Origin of the sequence: Gordonia sp. 852002-50395_SCH5434458 (assembly GCF_001665905.1) — a bacterium.
Lineage (GTDB): Bacteria > Actinomycetota > Actinomycetes > Mycobacteriales > Mycobacteriaceae > Gordonia > Gordonia jacobaea.
On record NZ_LZTC01000020.1, the window covers coordinates 42,863 to 60,679 of the forward strand.

Sequence of the window (17,817 nt, forward strand, 5' to 3'; positions counted from 1 at the left end):
TACGGATCGCTGGGCGGTCGAGCACCACGCCGACCCGCCGCAGCGCTGCAGATCCGTATGACAATAGGCACCCATTTCCGGCGTCTACGTCATACAGATCGCCAAGCCGTCTAGCACCACGCCAACCTGACGCAGCGCTGCAGACTGCAGAACCCGGGGCCGACAACTCGACCGCGCGAGCCGCGCACGCGGACAACCATCACGCTGCGTCAGACTCTTCCACATGCGACTTCCACTCTCGCGCATACCTATTGACGCATGACTGCCCGGTCTGCGTCGAGATCCTGCGCATCAACTCGTCAGTCGCCGCCCTGATGCCAGCCGCTCCTTCGACGCGATACGGATCGAGTTCCAGTGGCTCGAGAATGTGAATAGAGACCCGCTGCTGCCACCAGCGCACCGCAGATCCCGGTCTCGTTCCCGTGATCGCGACTGGTATCAGTGGTGCGCCCGTGTCCATTGCGACTCGAACAGCACCGGTTCGGCCTCTATAGAGCCGACCGTCCGGCGAGCGTGTGCCCTCGGGATGAATGCCCCACGCCCCTCCGTGCGCGAGGATCGTCGTCGCGGCTCGCAGCGACGCCGACGACGCGCTACCCCCTCGCCGGTCGACGCCGATCTGCCCCATTGCCGCAAAGAACCATCGTTGCGTCCGGCCGAAAAGCCCTGGCTTATCGAAGTATTCGCGCTTCGCCAGAAACGTCACATGTCGCCTCGCAGCGAGTGTCAGATAGAACGAGTCCAGCACGGCGAGGTGGTTGGCCGCCAAGATCACCGGCCCGCATCGTGGGATGTGCTCGCGGCCCATGACCTTCGGCCGCCCGAAGACGTACAGCATTGGCCCGATCACAAGATGTCGGCACACGCGATAAACAAGTGCAGTCCACAAGCGCATAGACAGTGCCTACACGAGATAGGAGACACTGTCTACGTGACCGTCGAAGACACCAGATCCGCACTCGTACATGCGGGCATCGAATTGTTGGAGGAGACAGGCTCTGCCGACGTCGGATTGCGGGCGATCGCGAGGCGCGCCGGCGTGTCTCACGGAGCGCCCCGACGCTGGTTTCCGACGCACCGGAGCCTGCTTGCAGGAATCGCCGAAGTGGGCCTGCACGATCTAGCTGAAGCACTCAAAACTGCAGACCTGGCATCCGACCACGACCTCGTGGAGATCGGACTCGCCTACGTCGACTTCGCGCAACGCAGACCTGCGATGTTCACGCTCATCTTCCGTCACGACCTACTCGAGGGGTCGGGCGCTGAGCTTCGAAACGCGTCGCGCCCGCTGTACGAGTGGCTGGTGTCCGTCATTCGGGAGAGCGGTCGGACAACAGATCCCGAAAGAGTCGCAGCCTCACTGTGGGTCGCGCTACACGGGATAGCGGTCCTGTCGTCAACGGGCGCCCTCGAACTGACCATACCGGGATCGAACGTCGTCGAGATGATTCGTCACACCGTCCGAAACACCGGCTGCTAACGCTTTCACCTGGTCGGACAGAATTGTCAGACCTCGAATGTATGTTCTGACTATGGCATCGGAGAACCCCGACGGCACCGGCCCGCTGACACCCGACGAATCACCCGTCGTGCCCGCGGCCAACAGTCATGCGCATACGCCAGCAGTTGACGCACCGACCTCCGACGTCGAGACACAGCTGACACAGCTCGCCGACGACGAACGCCTCTACTCACGTGAACTCGTCGAGGTGCTTTTCCACACCAACGCGATCAAGGCGTGCGCCGACTATCGCATGCTGCAAGCCGCAATCCTGCTGTACGAAGAACGCGAGGCCGAATACCTCCAGCGCATCGACGCTGAAATCGGAACCGGCGAACACGCCGTCCCCGACGGCTGTACCGACCCCGAACAACTCGCCGCGCTCCTGACGCAGAACAACCAGAACCCGCTGGCCCGCTTCGGCCCCGATGGCCTGACCACAGCCATCGCCGAGCTCGGCGCCACCCTCTGCCTCACACCCGGCCAAGCCAAGAAGATGATCGAGACCGGCGCAGCCCTGCGCTACCGCATACCCCGAACCGCAGAACTGTTGGCAACCGGCCGTATCGACCTACCCCGCTTCCACGAAGTCGTTGCCCGCACCGACAACGTCGACGACGCGCATCTCACCGCGGTCGATACCGCACTCGCCGCAGCAATCAGCGCACGAGAACCCATGTCCATGACCAGGTTTCGCACCATGATCGACGCCACCGTCGAACGCGTCGATCCCGACGGCGCCGCCCGCCGCCGCGATACCGCCACCAGCCGCCGCTACCTCCGCATCCGCCCCCACCGCGACGAGCCCGGTCAGTCCAGAATCGACGGCCAAATCCCTGCCACCGCGGCAGCGATCCTCGATACCCGGCTCGAAGCGATGATCGCCGACATCCACCCCGACGACCCCCGCACGCACACCCAACAACGCGCCGACGCACTCACCGCCCTCGCGCAGGGCCACCAGACCCTCCCCTGCACCTGCCCCGACTGCGCCACCGTGTCCGATACTCCGCGCAGCGACAACGTCGACGACAAGCAGAACCCCGCAACCACAACCGTCACGAACCCGGTCGCAGCAACTCAGAGCTCCACCGCCCTCGCACCCCGGCCGATGTTCCACATCGTGGTCAACCTCTCGACTCTGCTCGGCCACGACAACAACCCCGCGTTCCTCGACGGCCATGGGCTCATCGACGCCGACACCGCCCGCCGACTACTCGCCGACGCCACCCGGAACTACATCCATCCCAACCGCGTCACCCCCAACAACAAAGCCGCCTACCGCTATCCCATCCCCGAGAAACTGCGAGTCCTGGTCAAGGCAGGCGAACTCTGCTGCACTTTCCCCGGCTGCACCAACAAAGTTGCCACCGCCGACGTCGACCATGCCAAGCCGTTCAACCACGGCAATCCGAAAGCCGGCGGACTCACCGAGCGCACCAACCTGCGCCCCTTGTGCCGCTTCCACCACCGCCACAAAACCTTCGCCGTCGGCTGGCGCGACCATCAGACACCCATGGGCCGCGCCATCTTCCGGTCCCCGGGCGGCTACCACTTCGTCGGCAACGCGTACAACGGTCGCGACCTCTTCCCCGACCTCGACGAACCCGATCGCCCAGACCGACGCATCCCCGGACGGCTCGCCTCCGCTCATAGCGCGCGCATCGGACAACACCGCGCCGACACCCGCGCCTGGCGGCTCGCCAACGACCCCAACACCGGCGACCCGCCCTTCTGACCCACGCCCGCGCGAGCGCCAGCCCCCAGACACGGTCTCGGGGGCCGCGCGCCGTCGAGCTGCGGCGTCCGGCGTGGGTCAGTACGGCCCCCTGCTAGAAATAGACGCGTGACGTCAACGCAGAGCCCGACCACCGACGACTCCAGTCCTCAGGTTGCTGCGACCCCTCAGCGTCGAGCCAATCGCCATGTCCGCACCCTGATCGACCTGGTCATCGCGGTGGTTGTCGGGGCGATCGTGGCATTCGTCGGCCTCAAGGCCATCGACTCGGTGCAATGGCCCGCGTTCAACTCGTCGAATGTCACCCGCTCGCTGACCACGGCGGGCCAGGTGGTGGCCGTGGCGATCCTGGTGATCGCGGCACTGCTGTACCGCTACGGCAAAGCGCGATGGCTGGTCACTCTGCTGTCGGCGGCGGGCATTTCCGGGCTGGTCACCGTCACGCTCGGTATGCCACTCGGGGCGACGCGCCTTTACCTCTTCGGCCTCTCCGCCGACCAGCAGTTCCGCACCGAGTACCTGACCCGGCTCACCAGCAGTCCGCACCTGGCGGACATGACCTATCTGCACCTCGCTCCCTACTATCCGGCTGGATGGTTCTGGGGCGGAGGCCGCTATGCGTCGTTGATGGGTCTGCCCGGGTGGGAGGCGTTCAAACCGTGGGCGATCCTCTCGATGGCGGTCGCCGCAGCGATCGGAGTAGTGCTCTGGGCTCGCATGGTACGCGCCGACCGCGGCATCGCGACAGCGCTCGCGGTCACCGTGGTGACGCTGATGTACGCGGGTCCCGAGCCGTATGCGGCGGTACTGATCATGGTCGGCGTCCCGATGCTGATCCCGATGCTCTACGGCCTGCGCGGTCGCTCACGCCACGCCGACGGCCCGACCGCCTCGCTCCGCTCCGGCACGAGCTGGGCGGCGGTAGTGGCGACCGGCCTCTTCCTCGGTCTGAGCGCAACCTTCTACACGCTCTACACGGGACTGTTCGCGGGCGTCGCGATCCTGATGGCATTGGCGCTCATCGTTCACGGCTGGGTCAACGCCTCCAACAAAGCGCTACCCAGCGACGAAGTATCGAAAATTCGACGCGGCGTCGTGCTGGCGGTAGTCGGGCGGCTGGTGGTGATGGGCGTCATCTCCGGCCTCATCGCATTGACCGTGTGGGCGCCCTATCTCCTGGCTCGAGCGCGCAGTGAGCCCGCGAGTGGCGGCACCGCCGAACACTATCTGCCAGAACGTGGTTCGTTCTTGCCGTGGCCGATGTTCCACCTCAGCCTCGTCGGTGCGATCACATTCATCGGACTCATCTGGATTCTGCTCCGGTTCCGTCAACGCACCATCGCCGCAGCCCTGGGCATCACGGTCGTCGGCATCTACCTGATGAGTCTGCTCTCGATGCTGGTCACCGCCGCGGGTACGACGCTGCTCGGTTTCCGACTCGAACCCATCCTCGTCGCGGTGCTCGCGGCGGCCGGAGTGTTCGGAGTCGTCGAGCTCGCCCACTGGGCAGTCGGCAGGTTCGGTGACGTGCGCGTCGTGGTCGGCGTACTCGCAGCGCTCGCGGCAATCGCTGTGGCACAGAGCATTCCGGCCTATCTCTCCAACGAGATCACGACCGCCTACACCGACACCGACGGCTATGGAGACCGCGCCGACAAGCGACCACCCGGCGCCGAGTCGTACTACCCGCAGATCGACAAGCTCATCGGCGAGAAGACCGGACGCCCGGCCACCGACAACGTCGTACTCACCGCGGACTACGGATTCCTCTCCGTCTATCCGTACTGGGGCTTCCAAGGGCTCACCTCGCACTACGCAAACCCGTTGGCGGAGTTCGACAAACGAGCAGCCACGATCGAGACCTGGTCCAAGGCGACATCGGCCGACGACTTCGTCCGCCAACTCGACGCCGCGCCATGGACACCGCCGAACGTCTTCTTGTTCCGCTACTCTGCGGACGGCTACGCACTGCGCCTCGCCGCAGACGTCTACCCGAACGATCCAAACGTCAAGCGCTACACGGTGACCTTCGACCCGAACCTCTTCAACGACCCACGTTTCGAGGTCACCGACGTCGGACCATTCGTCCTTGTGGTGCGCAAGTGAGCTCCTTCGAGATCACCGAGGTCGGCGCCGCGTCGTCGACGGCGTATCTGGTGCACACGGCCGCGGTGAATTGGGTTCTGCTGCGCGATGATTCGCGCATCACGCTGATCGACGGTGGATATCCGGGCAACGCCGACGACGTGGTGGCCTCGATCGAATCGATCGGCGCACACCCCACCGACATCAGAGCAGCACTGCTCACCCACGCTCACGTCGACCACATCGGAGGACTCGCGAAGCTGGTGGACCGCTTCGGCTTCCCGGTCTTCGTCGACCCCGCCGAAGTGGCACACGCACACCGCGACCTCCTGCAGCAGGCGGGCCCACTCGACATCGCTGCGGTCGCGTGGCAGCCACGCGCGTGGCGGTGGCTGGCGCTGGTCACACCTCTCGGCGTGCTCAACCGGGCCGGAATCGCCACCGCGCAACCCTTTTCGACCGACGGCACCCTTGACCTTCCCGGGCGACCACGGCCGGTCATTGCTCACGGCCACACGGATGGGCACAGCGCCTTCCTCGTCGCCGACGGCGCGGTACTCGTCTCGGGCGACGCTCTGATCAGTGGCCACCCGCTCTCCGGACACGAAGGGCCGCAGCTACTCCCGCGCTTCTTCAACCACGACGCTGCCGCGACCCGACGCAGCGTCGAATCGTTCACCGACCTCGACGCGACAGTGCTCTTCCCGGGACACGGACGTCGCCTCGACGGCCCAGTCGCCGAGCTGGCCCGAGAAGCCCTGGCTCGATAACACCCGACACGACAAGCCTCGGCACGATGAACCCAGCGCGAAAACTGCCGCCGCGCTGAAGAATCCGTCAGGAGCGGTCGATAGTCCCGTGGCCGCGTTGGCGTCGAACACCCGACAGCAGCGTCGCGGACTCTTGCGCGCCGGCGGCCTCGGACAGCGAACGCCCATGAGCGGCAAGCACTTCGCGCGTATCCGAAAGCTCACAGTCCCACCCGGCGGCGTCGACGTGCTGAGCGACGTCAACATCGCTGCGCCACAACTTCCGCACATCAGCGAACGGGTCAGCAGCAGAATCGTCGACAACCGACGACGCGGCGCGGCGCACGGTCACCCCGATCCGTGAGCCGGACTCGGATGCCGCGGTGATGCCCTCGATCACGCGCAGACCGAGCCCGTCGGGTAGGTACACGAACAGCCCCTCGGCGAGCCACGCCGACGGCAGGTCGGCCCGAAAACCCTTGCCCTGCAGGGCGCGCAGCCAGTCGTCGGCCAGATCGGAAGCCACCACACGACGTTCGACGGTCGGAGCAAGACCCGACTGCGCGACGAGATCCTCCTTGACCTCGACCACCGACGGCCTGTCGACCTCGAAAAGCTTTGCTCCCGAACCGAAATCGAGTCGAAATCCCCGACCGTCCAGCCCCGACCCGAGAATCACGAACTGCGTGATGCCGGCGGCGACTGCGGCCGCGAACACCTCGTCGAGAAACACCGTGCGCGCGACGATCCAGTCGTACATCGCTCGGATCTTGGCCGAACCACGTTCATCGGTGCCATCATCTCCGCCGAACTCGGAGCCGCGGGGCCGGATTCGCGCAATCGCCTCGGCCAGCGGGTCGTCGAACAATGCGTCGTCCCTCGACGATTCGGCGGCTCGCGCCCACGCGACACCCAGCGCCGTCAGTCCGAGATCGTCGAGATCGGCCATCAGCCCAGGACCTCCACGAGGCGTCGAATCGCGAACTCGTAGCCGCGGATGCCGTAACCGATGATCACACCCGAGGCCAGCGGCGACACGAACGAGTGGTGTCGGAACTCCTCCCGCTTGTGCACATTGCTGATGTGCACCTCCATGATCGGAACGTCGGGGATCACAAGCGCATCCGCGAGCGCGACTGAGGTGTGCGTCCACGCGGCCGGGTTGATGACGATCCCGCTGATGTTGCCGCGCGCCTCGTGCAGCCAGTCGATCATCTCGCCCTCGTGGTTGGTCTGCGCCGCACGCAGGCCGTAGCCGAGTTCACCAGCGGTGCGTTCGGCGAGTTCGACGACGTCGGCAAGCGTCGCCGAGCCGTACACCTCGGGCTGTCGAATCCCGAGCGTGTTCAGGTTGGGCCCGTTCAGCAGCAGGATCGGCAGCGGTTCGGTATCCGTGGCGTCGGTCGACATGGTTGCAAGCCTATCCACCGGCACCGGGCCCGCGTCCATACTCTCCGGCGTCCACACCCACGAGCCCGTCAGACCCACGAGCGACCGAGAGTTCGCGACGTCGCATCCGGCCGTTAGGATCACTGCTTGTGCAATCGCAGACCGTGAGACGAGCGAAACTCATCGCCATCGTCACCGGCCTGCTCGGAGTAGTCCTCGCGCTGGCCACGCCATTGATGCCGGTCAAGCAGACCACGGCGGAGATCAACTGGCCCTCCACCGGCAGCGTCGGATCCAGCGAGATCGGGTCGGTCTCGGCACCCCTCATTTCCTATGTCCCGATCGACCTCGACGTCTCGGTTCCGTGTTCGGCAGCCGAGCGGCTCGGCACCGACGATTCGGTCTTGCTGTCGACGACCCCCAAGCAGGCTGCCAAGTCGGCCGAGCGCGGCCTGTTCATCCGCCGCACCGGCAACCCTGCCGACTCTCCGGACAAGCAGAGCATCGAAGTCGTCGTCCGTAACGTGCCACTCGTCTCGGCCACGCTTGCCGACATGCGCTCGCAGGGGTGCCGCGACATCGTCGTCCACGCCGATTCCGAAGCCGTGACCGCCGAGTTCGTCGGCATGACCGCACCCGCCGACTCTTCCGAATCCGGCAACACCACGCTGATGGGGACCACCAAGGGACGCGAGTCGCAGAGTTACAGCTCCGACCAGCGCCCACAGGTGACAGGACTGTTCACCGACCTGTCCGGAGCGGCGTCGGAACTGCCCGGTCTACGCGCACACGTGACCATCGACTCGCGCTATTCGACGGCCCCGACAATCCTGAAATGGCTCGTCCTGATCGTCGGCATCGTGTGCACGCTGCTGTCGCTGTCGGCACTTGCCGTTCTCGATTCGACGGACGGCCGCAAGCACCGTCGAATCTTCCCTGCGAAGTGGTGGCGACTCAACGCACGCGACTATGTGGTGATCGGCGCCCTGATCGTCTGGCATTTCATCGGACCCAACACGTCCGACGACGGCTACCTGCTGACGATGTCGCGGGTGGCACAGAACAGTGAGTACACGGCCAACTACTTCCGTTGGTTCGGTGCACCCGAGGCGCCCTTCGGCTGGTACTACGAGGTCTTCGGCCTGATGAGCCACATCTCGCTCGCCAGCCCGTGGGTGCGTATACCGGCTCTGCTGTGCGGTATCGCGTCGTGGTTGATCGTCAGCCACGAGGTGCTGCCACGGCTCGGCCGTGCCGCGATCAGCCGACCGGTCGTCGGCTGGACGGCAGCCTTCGTCTTCCTCGCGTCGTGGTTCCCTTTCGACAACGGCCTGCGACCGGAGCCGATCATCGCGCTGGGCGCGCTACTGACCTGGTGTTCGGTCGAACGCGCAATCGCGACCGGACGGATCCTGCCCGCCGCGATCGCGTGTCTCATCGGCGCGTTCAGTCTCGCCGCCGGCCCAACGGGCCTACTCGCCGTCGCCGCGCTCATCGCGGGAGCGAGACCGATCATCTTGGCCCTGATCAAACGTGCTCGGGCGATCGGCGGCGGATTCTGGTCGTACGCAGCACTGCTCGCACCGGTTCTCGCCTCCGGTACGTTCGTCATCTTCGTCGTCTTCTCGAACCTGACCCTGCGCGCGTTCTCCGACTCGTCGAAGATGAAGACCGCACTGGGGCCGTCGGCGCACTGGTACAACGAGATCGATCGGTACTCGTCGCTGTTCGCGTTCTCTGCCGACGGTTCGATCGCACGACGCTTCGCCGTCCTCGCGATGATCCTGGGCATGGTGGTCTCGGCAGCGGTACTGATCCGCAAGTCGCGCATCCCCGGCACGGCCGTCGGCCCTGCTCGACGCATCGTAGGCATCACATTCGCATCGCTGGTCTTCCTGATGTTCACGCCGACCAAGTGGACGCACCACTTCGGCGTGTTCGCCGGACTCGCCGCGGCATTGGCTGCCATCGCCGCCATCGCCGCGAGCAACAAGGCCATGCATTCACGGCGCAACCGCACACTCTTCGCCGCACTCGTGCTCTTCATCGCGGGTCTGGCGTTCACGGCACCCAACTCGTATTACTACGCGTCGGCGTGGGGCATGCCGTGGGGCGTCGGCCAGGTCAGCTTCGGATTCTCGGTGAGCAATGCGCTGCTCTACGTCTCGCTGCTGCTGTTGTTGGTCGCGCTGTGGTTCCACTTCCGCGAACCGTTCACCGGAACCGACCCCCAGGACACGACGCTCGAAGAGACCGACACCGGACAGCGCTGGTATCGCAGGGCGATCGACTCCGTCGCGGGTGCACCGCTCGCATATGTGGCCGCCGCCGTGGTGATCTTCGAACTCGTCACCGCGGGATTCGCAGCGGTCAACCAGTCGTCGTCGTTCTCGGTTCCGCGGTCGAACATCGAGGCTCTCGCGGGCAAACAGTGCGGCATGGCCGACAAGGTGTGGGTGGAACGCAACCCCAACGACCACATGCTCTCGCCCGTCGACCCGACCCTGACCGACCCCCTCGCGGGTCCGTCGACCGTGGACCCGAACGCATCCCGGCCGCCGACAACCGGATTCACGTCGAACAGCGTTCCCGAAGACCTCACCACGCAGGCGAGCGCGGGTTCGCTCGGCGTGCTCGCAGGCAACGCGACGTCGACCAACGACGTCCTCACCGCCAACAGCGGCGGAACCGGCGGTGGAGAACTCTCGACGGCCGGGGTCAACGGCAGCCGCGCACGTCTGCCGTTCATGCTCGACCCGGCCCGCACACCTGTCGAGGGCAGCTACTCGACGACCGATCAGGTTCCCGCGCGTCTGACCTCCGGCTGGTACGCACTGCCTCGCGACTACAAGAAGCAGCCGTTGCTGACCTTCTCGGTCGCCGGACGCTACGACAATCCGAACCTCTTGCTGGAGTACACAACCGACCCCGTCGGGTCGTCGACCCGCGACGCCGACCTCAAGCCGACCGGCGAGACCGAGATGATCGACCCGGGGCCGCAACCGTCGTGGCGCAACGTCCGCATCACCACGTCGTCACTCCCCGACGACCTCACCGCGGTGCGGATCGTCGCCAACGACGACAATCTCTCGGCGGATCGGTTCATCGTGGTGACCCCACCGCGACTGCCCCACATGGAGACGCTGCAAGAGGTCGTCGGAAGCGAAGACCCGGTACACGTCGACTGGACGTCGGGTCTGGTCTTCCCCTGCCAGCGGCCGTTCACCCATCACTACGGCGTCGCGGAGATCCCGAAGTGGCGCATCAGGCCCGGCGCCGACCTCGCCGCGGCCGTCTCGGCGTGGCAGGACTCCTATGGTGGCGGTCCGCTGGGGTGGCTCGAGGTGTCGCAGCAGCCCGAGACCGTCGCGACCTACCTGCAGGGCGACATCGGCCGGGATTGGGGAGCTCTCGAGCGCTACGAGCCCTACGGAGACGTGACGACCCTCGCTCCCATCACCACGGGCACCGCAACGCGCAGCGGGTTGTGGAGCCCGGCCCCGATCAGGCACTGACCCGCAACCGCTGATCGCGGCACCGGGCGGGCGGCGCGACGTAATCGCCTAACATCAGTGACCGTGCCTGCGACAGCCCCGCCAGCCGAGTCCGATGCTTCGCCACCGGCCGACAATTCGACGATCGGCTCACGTCGCACCGTCGGGCTGGTCGCCACCGTCTCCGGACTACTCGGTGCCGTGCTGTGCGTGCTGATCGGATTCCTACCCGTACACAGCACCGACGCGTCGTTCTCCTGGCCGCAGGGTCAACAACTCGCGTCGACGACGTCGTCGGTGACCGCCCCGCTGATCGCGCAGACCTCGCAATCGCTGGACGTCCGCATCCCGTGCCGCGTCCTCGCCGACGTACCGGCGGGCAAGTCGACGCTCATCATGTCGACGATGGCCGTCTCCGCACAGGACTCCAAGGCCTCGGCCCTCTACGTGACCGCGGGCGACACCGTCACCGCGACCTTCCGCAACTCCGTCGCGGCGTCGGCGCCGAGAGCCGATCTGGGTCGCTGTAGCGAGTTGCACGTCTGGTCGTCGCCGGACGGACCCGGCGCGCAGTTCGTCGGCCTCGGTGCCGCCACAACCCTCGACCCCGACAAGCGCCCGCAGATCGACGGCGTGTTCAGCGACCTGACGCCCGACCAGGCTCGAGCAGCCGCCGACGCGGGGATGCGGGTCGACATCCGCATCGACAATCGCTACGAGAGCTCGCCGACGACACTCAAGACCGTCCTCATGGTTCTGGCAGTGCTCGCGGTGATCGTCTCGCTCGTCGCACTCTTCCTGCTCGACCGAATGAGCGACGACGTGCGGCACCGAGCCCGACGCCGCGCCGGGTGGCTGCGCATCCTGCGTCCCCGCGCCACCGATCTGACGGTCACCGCGGTACTGGTGATCTGGTTGTTCCTCGGGGCGGGCAGTCCCGACGACGGGTACATCCTCAACATGGGACGCACAGCGTCGTCGTTCGGCTATCTCGCCAACTACTACCGCTGGTACGGAATCCCCGAGGCTCCGTTCGACTGGTACTACTCGTTCCTCGCCCACTGGTCGTCGATCTCGCCGTCGATTCTGTGGATGCACATCCCCGCGCTGATCGCCGGACTCGCCTCGTGGTTCGTGCTGAGTCGAATCCTGTTGCCCCGACTGGGTTCTGCTATTCGAGGCAGCGGCTGGGCGCAATGGTCGGCGGCACTGGTCTTCACCGCGTTCTGGCTGCCGTTCTGCTCCGGTCTGCGTCCCGAGGGAATCATCGTGTTGGGCTCACTGCTCACGTGGTGGGCGGCCGAGCACACACTGGCGACCCGCAAACTGTTCCCCGGAGCCATCGCAGCGGGTCTCGCGGCATTCACTCTTGCCCTTGCGCCACAGGGCATCATCGGCGTCGCGATCCTCATCGCCTCCTCCCGCGCACTGCTGCACGTGCTGCTCGTGCGCAGACGCTCCGACGGTCTGCTCCCCCTGGTCGCACCAACCATCGCCGCCGGACTTCTCGTGTTGGTCGTCGTGTTCCGCGACCAGACGATTGCCGCGGTGATCGAGGCGATCCGCGTCCGCTACGTCGTCGGACCCGTCATCGGTTGGTATCAGGAGTATCTGCGCTACTACTTCATCTCAGTCGTGACCGACGACGGAGCGCTCACCCGCCGCGTCCCCGTACTGCTGCTGTTGGCGGGAATGGTCGTCACCGTCGCAGTGATGTTGCGGCGCGGACGAATTGCCGGTGTCCACGCCGGCCCGACATGGCGACTGATCGGCGCCGTCGGCGTGACCCTCGTGCTGTTCGCCTTCATCCCGACGAAGTGGACGATTCAGTTCGGGGTGTTCGCCGGACTCGCCGCCGCGATCGCAGCGATCGCGACTCTGGCTGTCGCGCAATCGGCCGCACGCTCGGCACGGAATCTGACGGTCTTCGTCTCGGGACTGTTCTTCGCCCTCGCCGCCGCAATGGCCGGCTACAACGCCTGGCCATTCGCCTACGAATACGGCATCTCGTGGTTCGACCGCGCCCCGATCATCGCGGGCAGACCGGTGTCGACCCTGTTCCTGATCCTGGCCGTGATCGCCGCCGGAATCGCGGTGTGGCAGCACCTGCGACTCGACTACGTTGAGAACAAAGGACTTTCGCATACGACGGACGGCCCCGGCGAGACGCGGGCTGATCGTCGACGACTCTTCCTCGCGTCGTCGCCCATCGCGCTCATCGCCGGACTCATGGTGATCGCGGAGCTGCTGGTGTTCGCCAAAGGGGCGGTATCGCGCTATCCGGCGACCACCGTGTTCGCCGAGAACGTGAACACGCTGCGCGGCAACAACTGTGGCATGGCCGACGACGTGCTCGTCGAATCCGATCCCAACACCGGCATGCTGCGACCCGCCGACGGACGCACGGCGACGCAGGCACTCTCGGGAGCGACAAGTGGACCGGACGCGGCAGTCGGATTCTCCCCCAACGGAATTCCCGATGATCTCTCCCCCGAGCCCGGCAGTCAACGGCCCGGCCAGATGAACGTGGCGGCAAGTCCCGCACGACCGTTCTCGATCACGGGCGGATTGGGCGCGGGCACCACGGGCGGCCGCGGACCCGAAACCGTCAACGGTTCGACCGTCGCACTTCCGTACGGACTCGACCCCGCGACGACGCCCGTCCTCGGCAGCTACGGCTACGCGGGCGAAGCCCGCCTGACCACCGACTGGTACGACCTACCCGCCGATCGCGCGAAGACCCCGCTGCTCGTGGTCTCGGCCGCGGGTGCGATCTCGACGGTCGACACCTTCGGGGTGACCAACTTCGGACAGAAACTGGTCGTGCAGTTCGGCACCAGGGGACCCGACGGGTCGTTCACCCAGATCGGGCCAGACATCCTCCCGATCGACCCCGGACCGGTCATCTCCAACCGGCCGTGGCGCAACCTGCGCGTACCCATGAGTGCGGCGCCACCGAGAGCATCGGCGATGCGAATGTCGCTGTTGGACAACAACCTCGGGCAGTACCAGTTCATCGGCATCACCCCGCCACGAGCGCCGCAACTGCAGACACTCCAGCAGGTCGTGGGATCACAGACTCCCACACTGATCGACTTCATGGTTGCCGCCCACTTCCCGTGCCAGCAGCCGATGCGGGTGACCAACGGGGTCGCGGAGATCCCGCGCTGGCGCATCCTGCCCGACTATCCCTTCGCCAACTCCCAGTCGAAGACCTGGCAGGCGGGGGTCGACGGTGGCCTGCTCGGCATCTCGGAGACAACGACGGCCGCCCAGGCCGTCCCGACCTATCTCAAGGACGATTGGACACGGGAATGGGGTGCGCTGGAACGACTTTCACCACTGACCCCGGACGCGCCGTCAGCACAGCTACAGACGTCACAGACCACCCGCTGGGGTTGGTCACACGATGGTTCGATCAGGGTGGAGCCGCAGTCCGATGACAACTGATCCGACACCGCAGCCGCCGACCCAGAGCACGGAACGCGACGAACCAACCACCGGGGCGCCACGCAACTACCGCCGAGCGCAGATCATCGCTGCCGTCGCGGGAGTGCTCGGTGTCCTTCTCGCGGTTGCCACTCCGCTGCTGCCGGTCACACAGTCGACAGCGGCCCTGTCGTGGCCGCAGGGTGAGGGCGTCGGCAACGTCGCCGCACCGCTCGTCTCGTTCGTTCCCGTCGACATGGATCTGCGGGTTCCGTGCTCACTCGCCCGTGACCTGCCCGCGTCGGGTGGAGTCCTGATGTCGACGACGCCCGCGGGCGGTCAGGACGCCAGCGCGCGCGGATTGTTCGTCCGCGCCGACGCGTCGACGATCACCGTCACCGACCGCGACGTCGTGATTCTCTCGACCGAACGCGCAGCCGCTCAGGACAATTCGTCGTGTGCGGTGGTGTTCCACGCCGACGAGCGCGGGGTGAACGCGAAGATCGACGGCACGTCGGCAGGTGCGGGCAGCCCGTTGACGTACTCGACTCCCGACCACGAGATGCGCCCGCAGATCGTCGGGGTCTACACCGACCTTCCCGGGTCTGCGTCGCGCGACGGCCTGTCGATGCACGCCACGATCGACACCAGATACGTGAGTTCGCCGACGCCGCTCAAACTGGCCGCGATCATCGTCGGCATCATCATGACGTTGCTGTCCCTGGTCGCACTCGGCGTGCTCGACTCGCGAGATGGCAGGGGCCACAGACGATTCCTGCCCGCCGGCTGGTTCACCATCCGCGGCCCCGACCTCGCGGTACTCGCCATACTGGCGTTCTGGTGGTTGGCGGGGGCCAACACATCCGACGACGGCTACAACTTCATCGTCGGACGCATCACCGGCGATGCCGGCTACGCCGACAACTACTTCCGCTATTTCGGTGTGCCGCAGGACCCCTTCGGCTGGCACTTCCAGGTGATCTCCGCGATGACGCACGTCAGTCTCGCCACACCGTGGATGCGCCTGCCCGCCTTCCTACTCGGACTTCTCGGATGGTGGCTCATCTCCCGCGAGGTGATCCCGCGGCTGGGACGAGCGGTGCGCACGAGCACTCCGGCCGTGTGGTCGGCGGCATTCGTCTATCTCGCACTCTGGTTGCCCTACAACAACGGTCTGCGGCCCGAACCAGCGGAAGCGGTCGGCGCACTCCTGACGTGGTGCTGCGTCGAACGTGCCATCGCCACACGCAGATTGCTGCCGTACGCGGTCGCCGTCGCCGTCGCCGCGTTCACCCTTGCACTCGCTCCCGGTGGTCTCATGGCCGTGGCCGCCCTGCTCGCGGGTGTCCGTCCCATCGTGCGCACCATCGTGACCCGACGTCGGCGCGACGGACTGCTCCCCATGCTCGCGCCGATCTTCGCGGCCGGAACCCTTGTGCTGTACGAGATCTTCGCCGACCAGCCACTCGCGCCGCTGATCGCGGGCAACAAGGTTGCCACCGACGTCGGTCCGACGCTCGAGTGGTGGCAGGAGCCGATTCGCTACTACTACCTCATCCTGCCCACCGCCGACGGCACGCTCGCACGCCGCTACGGCGTGCTGATCATGATCCTGTGCCTCGTCGTCGTACTCCTGCGACTGCTGCGTAAGCAGCATCCCAACGGCATTGCGCGCGCACCGATCTGGCGGCTGATCGCGGTCACGCTCGGCACGATGTTCTTCATCGCTTTCACACCCACCAAGTGGACTCATCACTTCGGCGTCTACGCCGGAATCGCAGGCGGACTCGCCGCCGCCGCGGGCGCAATGATGGCGCCGACCATTCTGCGTTCACGCCGCAACCGCGCGTTCTTCGCAGCGGCGGTACTCGCGGTCACCGGAATCTCGTTCGCGGGCACCAACGGTTGGTGGTTCGTCGGCAGCTACGGCATCCCCTGGTGGGACAGGCAGCCGTCGATCGGCGGTGTGAGCCTCTGGTGGGTATTCCTGATCGCAGCGGTTCTCACTGCGGCGGCAGGTCTGTGGTTCCACCTGCGCGACGACTACACCGACGAACAGACGCGAACCGGCCACTCCGATCACTGGTACAGCAAGCTGAAATTCTCTCCGCTGCCGGTCATCTCGATCTTCATGGTGCTGTTCATGGTGGCCTCGTTCGCAAAAGCCGCCTACGTGCAACGTGATTCGTGGTCGTGGCTGAACTCCAACGCCCGCGCTCTCACCGGCAACGAGTGCGGCCTCGCCAATGACGTCCTCGTCGAGGCCGACGTCAACACGGGCATGCTCGCACCCGCTGCCGTCGACGGCCGCCCCGCGCCGAGCATCTCCGACGCTCTCGCAGGCGCTGGGCAGGGCTCTTCGGCTGTCGGATTCACCCCGAACGGTGTGGCCAACAAGCTGTCGGTCGACGCGACCGAGGACACGGACTCGTCGGGATCGTCGGGCGCCGTGAGTTCGGCGCCCACCAACTCTGCACCGACGGGCGCGGGTTCCGACGATCGCGACCAGACAACCGACGCCTCGCAGGGCGGCACCGAGGGTGGGCAGGGCGCGCGCGGCGTCAACGGCTCCACTGTGCGACTGCCCTTCGGACTCGACCCCGCGACCACCCCGGTACTCGGCTCCTACGGCGCGCCGTCGGGAACCGGTTCGGTGACAACCGACTGGTACCAGGTACCCCAACGCAGCGCCGACAAGCCGCTGCTCACGATCGCCGTCGCGGGCTCGGTCGACGCCGTCGACGGTGACGGACTGCGCAGCGACGGTCAGGACGTGACCGTCGAATTCGGACGCGTCGGCGCCGGCGGCACCGTGCAGCGTCTGGGCACGATGTCGCCGCTCGACGTCGGAACGGCTCCGACGTGGCGCAACCTCCGATTCCCCCTCGCCGATGCACCGGCACAGGCGACGCTCGCGCGGGTCGTCGTGCGTGACACATCCGGAGCACCGTCGGAATGGGTCGCAGTCACCCCGCCACGGGTTCCGGCCCTGCGGACGCTCAACGAGGTCGTCGGAACCACAGATCCGGTCTTCATCGACTGGGTGTCGGGACTCGTCTTCCCGTGCCAGCAGCCGATGAAGGTGCGCAACGGTGTGATGCAGGTACCGCGTTGGCGCATCATGCCCGACGCCGAGGCCACCCAGAAGAACAGCCAGACCTGGATGTCGGGGACCGCGGGCGGGCCGCTCGGTATCACCGAGGCCATGCTCATCCCCACCTTGCTCCCCACATACCTGCGCAACAACTGGGGCCGCGACTGGGGCGGACTGCAGCGGTTCACCGAGGTCGACCCCGCGCCACCGGCACAGCTCGAACTCGGCACCGCGCGCCGATCGGGACTCTGGGACCCGGGTCCCATTCGCTCGAGCGGGTACTGACCGGGCGCCGGCGCGGCGTCGTAGAAACACGTGTTTCTGACAGACGCGAGCAA

At 66.3% G+C, this 17,817-nt stretch carries 10 protein-coding genes; 7 read left to right on the plus strand and 3 right to left on the minus strand.

Going from position 1 to position 17,817, the window contains the following annotated elements; all coding sequences use genetic code 11:
• Window positions 1–199: 199 nt before the first annotated feature.
• Window positions 200–895, minus strand: a complete 696-nt coding sequence (locus A5785_RS04265) for a lysophospholipid acyltransferase family protein (protein ID WP_049700299.1) — start codon at window positions 893–895, stop codon at window positions 200–202.
• Window positions 896–931: 36 nt separating this feature from the next.
• Between A5785_RS04265 and A5785_RS04270 the strand changes: the two genes are divergently transcribed.
• The 4 genes from A5785_RS04270 to A5785_RS04285 all read left to right on the plus strand — a co-directional run bounded on the left by A5785_RS04270 (window position 932) and on the right by A5785_RS04285 (window position 6,094).
• The gene (locus tag A5785_RS04270) at window positions 932–1,480 is read left to right on the plus strand and encodes a TetR/AcrR family transcriptional regulator (protein WP_064864700.1); all 549 of its coding nucleotides are present in this window, start codon (window positions 932–934) and stop codon (window positions 1,478–1,480) included.
• 52 nt (window positions 1,481–1,532) lie between these two features.
• Window positions 1,533–3,239 carry an HNH endonuclease signature motif containing protein gene (locus tag A5785_RS04275; RefSeq protein WP_231894227.1) on the plus strand — a complete coding sequence of 569 codons (1,707 nt, stop codon included), beginning with the start codon at window positions 1,533–1,535 and terminating at the stop codon, window positions 3,237–3,239.
• Window positions 3,240–3,347: 108 nt separating this feature from the next.
• Window positions 3,348–5,345 (plus strand): galactan 5-O-arabinofuranosyltransferase, encoded by a 1,998-nt coding sequence (locus tag A5785_RS04280; RefSeq protein WP_064864702.1) that lies wholly within the window; start codon window positions 3,348–3,350, stop codon window positions 5,343–5,345.
• A complete protein-coding gene (locus A5785_RS04285) occupies window positions 5,342–6,094 on the plus strand; it encodes an MBL fold metallo-hydrolase (RefSeq protein ID WP_049700182.1) in 753 nt (250 codons plus the stop codon). The genes A5785_RS04280 and A5785_RS04285 overlap by 4 nt, the downstream gene beginning before the upstream one ends.
• Window positions 6,095–6,161: 67 nt before the next feature.
• Here A5785_RS04285 and A5785_RS04290 read toward each other — a convergent pair whose 3' ends face one another.
• Window positions 6,162–7,022 carry an SAM-dependent methyltransferase gene (locus A5785_RS04290; protein WP_049700183.1) on the minus strand — a complete coding sequence of 287 codons (861 nt, stop codon included), beginning with the start codon at window positions 7,020–7,022 and terminating at the stop codon, window positions 6,162–6,164.
• Window positions 7,022–7,483: a type II 3-dehydroquinate dehydratase gene (gene aroQ, locus A5785_RS04295; protein ID WP_049700301.1), complete on the minus strand. Its 462-nt coding sequence runs from the start codon at window positions 7,481–7,483 to the stop codon at window positions 7,022–7,024. The genes A5785_RS04290 and aroQ overlap by 1 nt, the downstream gene beginning before the upstream one ends.
• Before the next feature lie 128 nt (window positions 7,484–7,611).
• Here aroQ and A5785_RS04300 point away from each other — a divergent pair, with 128 nt between their 5' ends.
• From A5785_RS04300 to A5785_RS04310, 3 genes are all read left to right on the plus strand, one after another.
• On the plus strand, window positions 7,612–10,977 hold the full coding sequence (locus tag A5785_RS04300) for an arabinosyltransferase domain-containing protein (RefSeq protein ID WP_049700184.1): 3,366 nt from the start codon (window positions 7,612–7,614) through the stop codon (window positions 10,975–10,977).
• 63 nt (window positions 10,978–11,040) lie between these two features.
• Window positions 11,041–14,406: an arabinosyltransferase domain-containing protein gene (locus A5785_RS04305; RefSeq protein ID WP_082938013.1), complete on the plus strand. Its 3,366-nt coding sequence runs from the start codon at window positions 11,041–11,043 to the stop codon at window positions 14,404–14,406.
• Complete coding sequence (locus tag A5785_RS04310) at window positions 14,396–17,764, plus strand: arabinosyltransferase domain-containing protein (protein ID WP_197494540.1); 3,369 nt, start codon at window positions 14,396–14,398, stop codon at window positions 17,762–17,764. The genes A5785_RS04305 and A5785_RS04310 overlap by 11 nt, the downstream gene beginning before the upstream one ends.
• Window positions 17,765–17,817 lie beyond the last annotated feature (53 nt).

What these genes read in the sequence shown, in the direction of transcription:
- A5785_RS04275 (WP_231894227.1), top strand. Translation starts at nt 1,533, where the DNA reads ATGGCATCGGAGAACCCCGACGGCACCGGCCCGCTGACACCCGACGAA.
- A5785_RS04310 (WP_197494540.1), top strand. Translation starts at nt 14,396, where the DNA reads ATGACAACTGATCCGACACCGCAGCCGCCGACCCAGAGCACGGAACGC.
- A5785_RS04265 (WP_049700299.1), bottom strand. Translation starts at nt 895, where the DNA reads ATGCGCTTGTGGACTGCACTTGTTTATCGCGTGTGCCGACATCTTGTG.
- aroQ (WP_049700301.1), bottom strand. Translation starts at nt 7,483, where the DNA reads ATGTCGACCGACGCCACGGATACCGAACCGCTGCCGATCCTGCTGCTG.
- A5785_RS04290 (WP_049700183.1), bottom strand. Translation starts at nt 7,022, where the DNA reads ATGGCCGATCTCGACGATCTCGGACTGACGGCGCTGGGTGTCGCGTGG.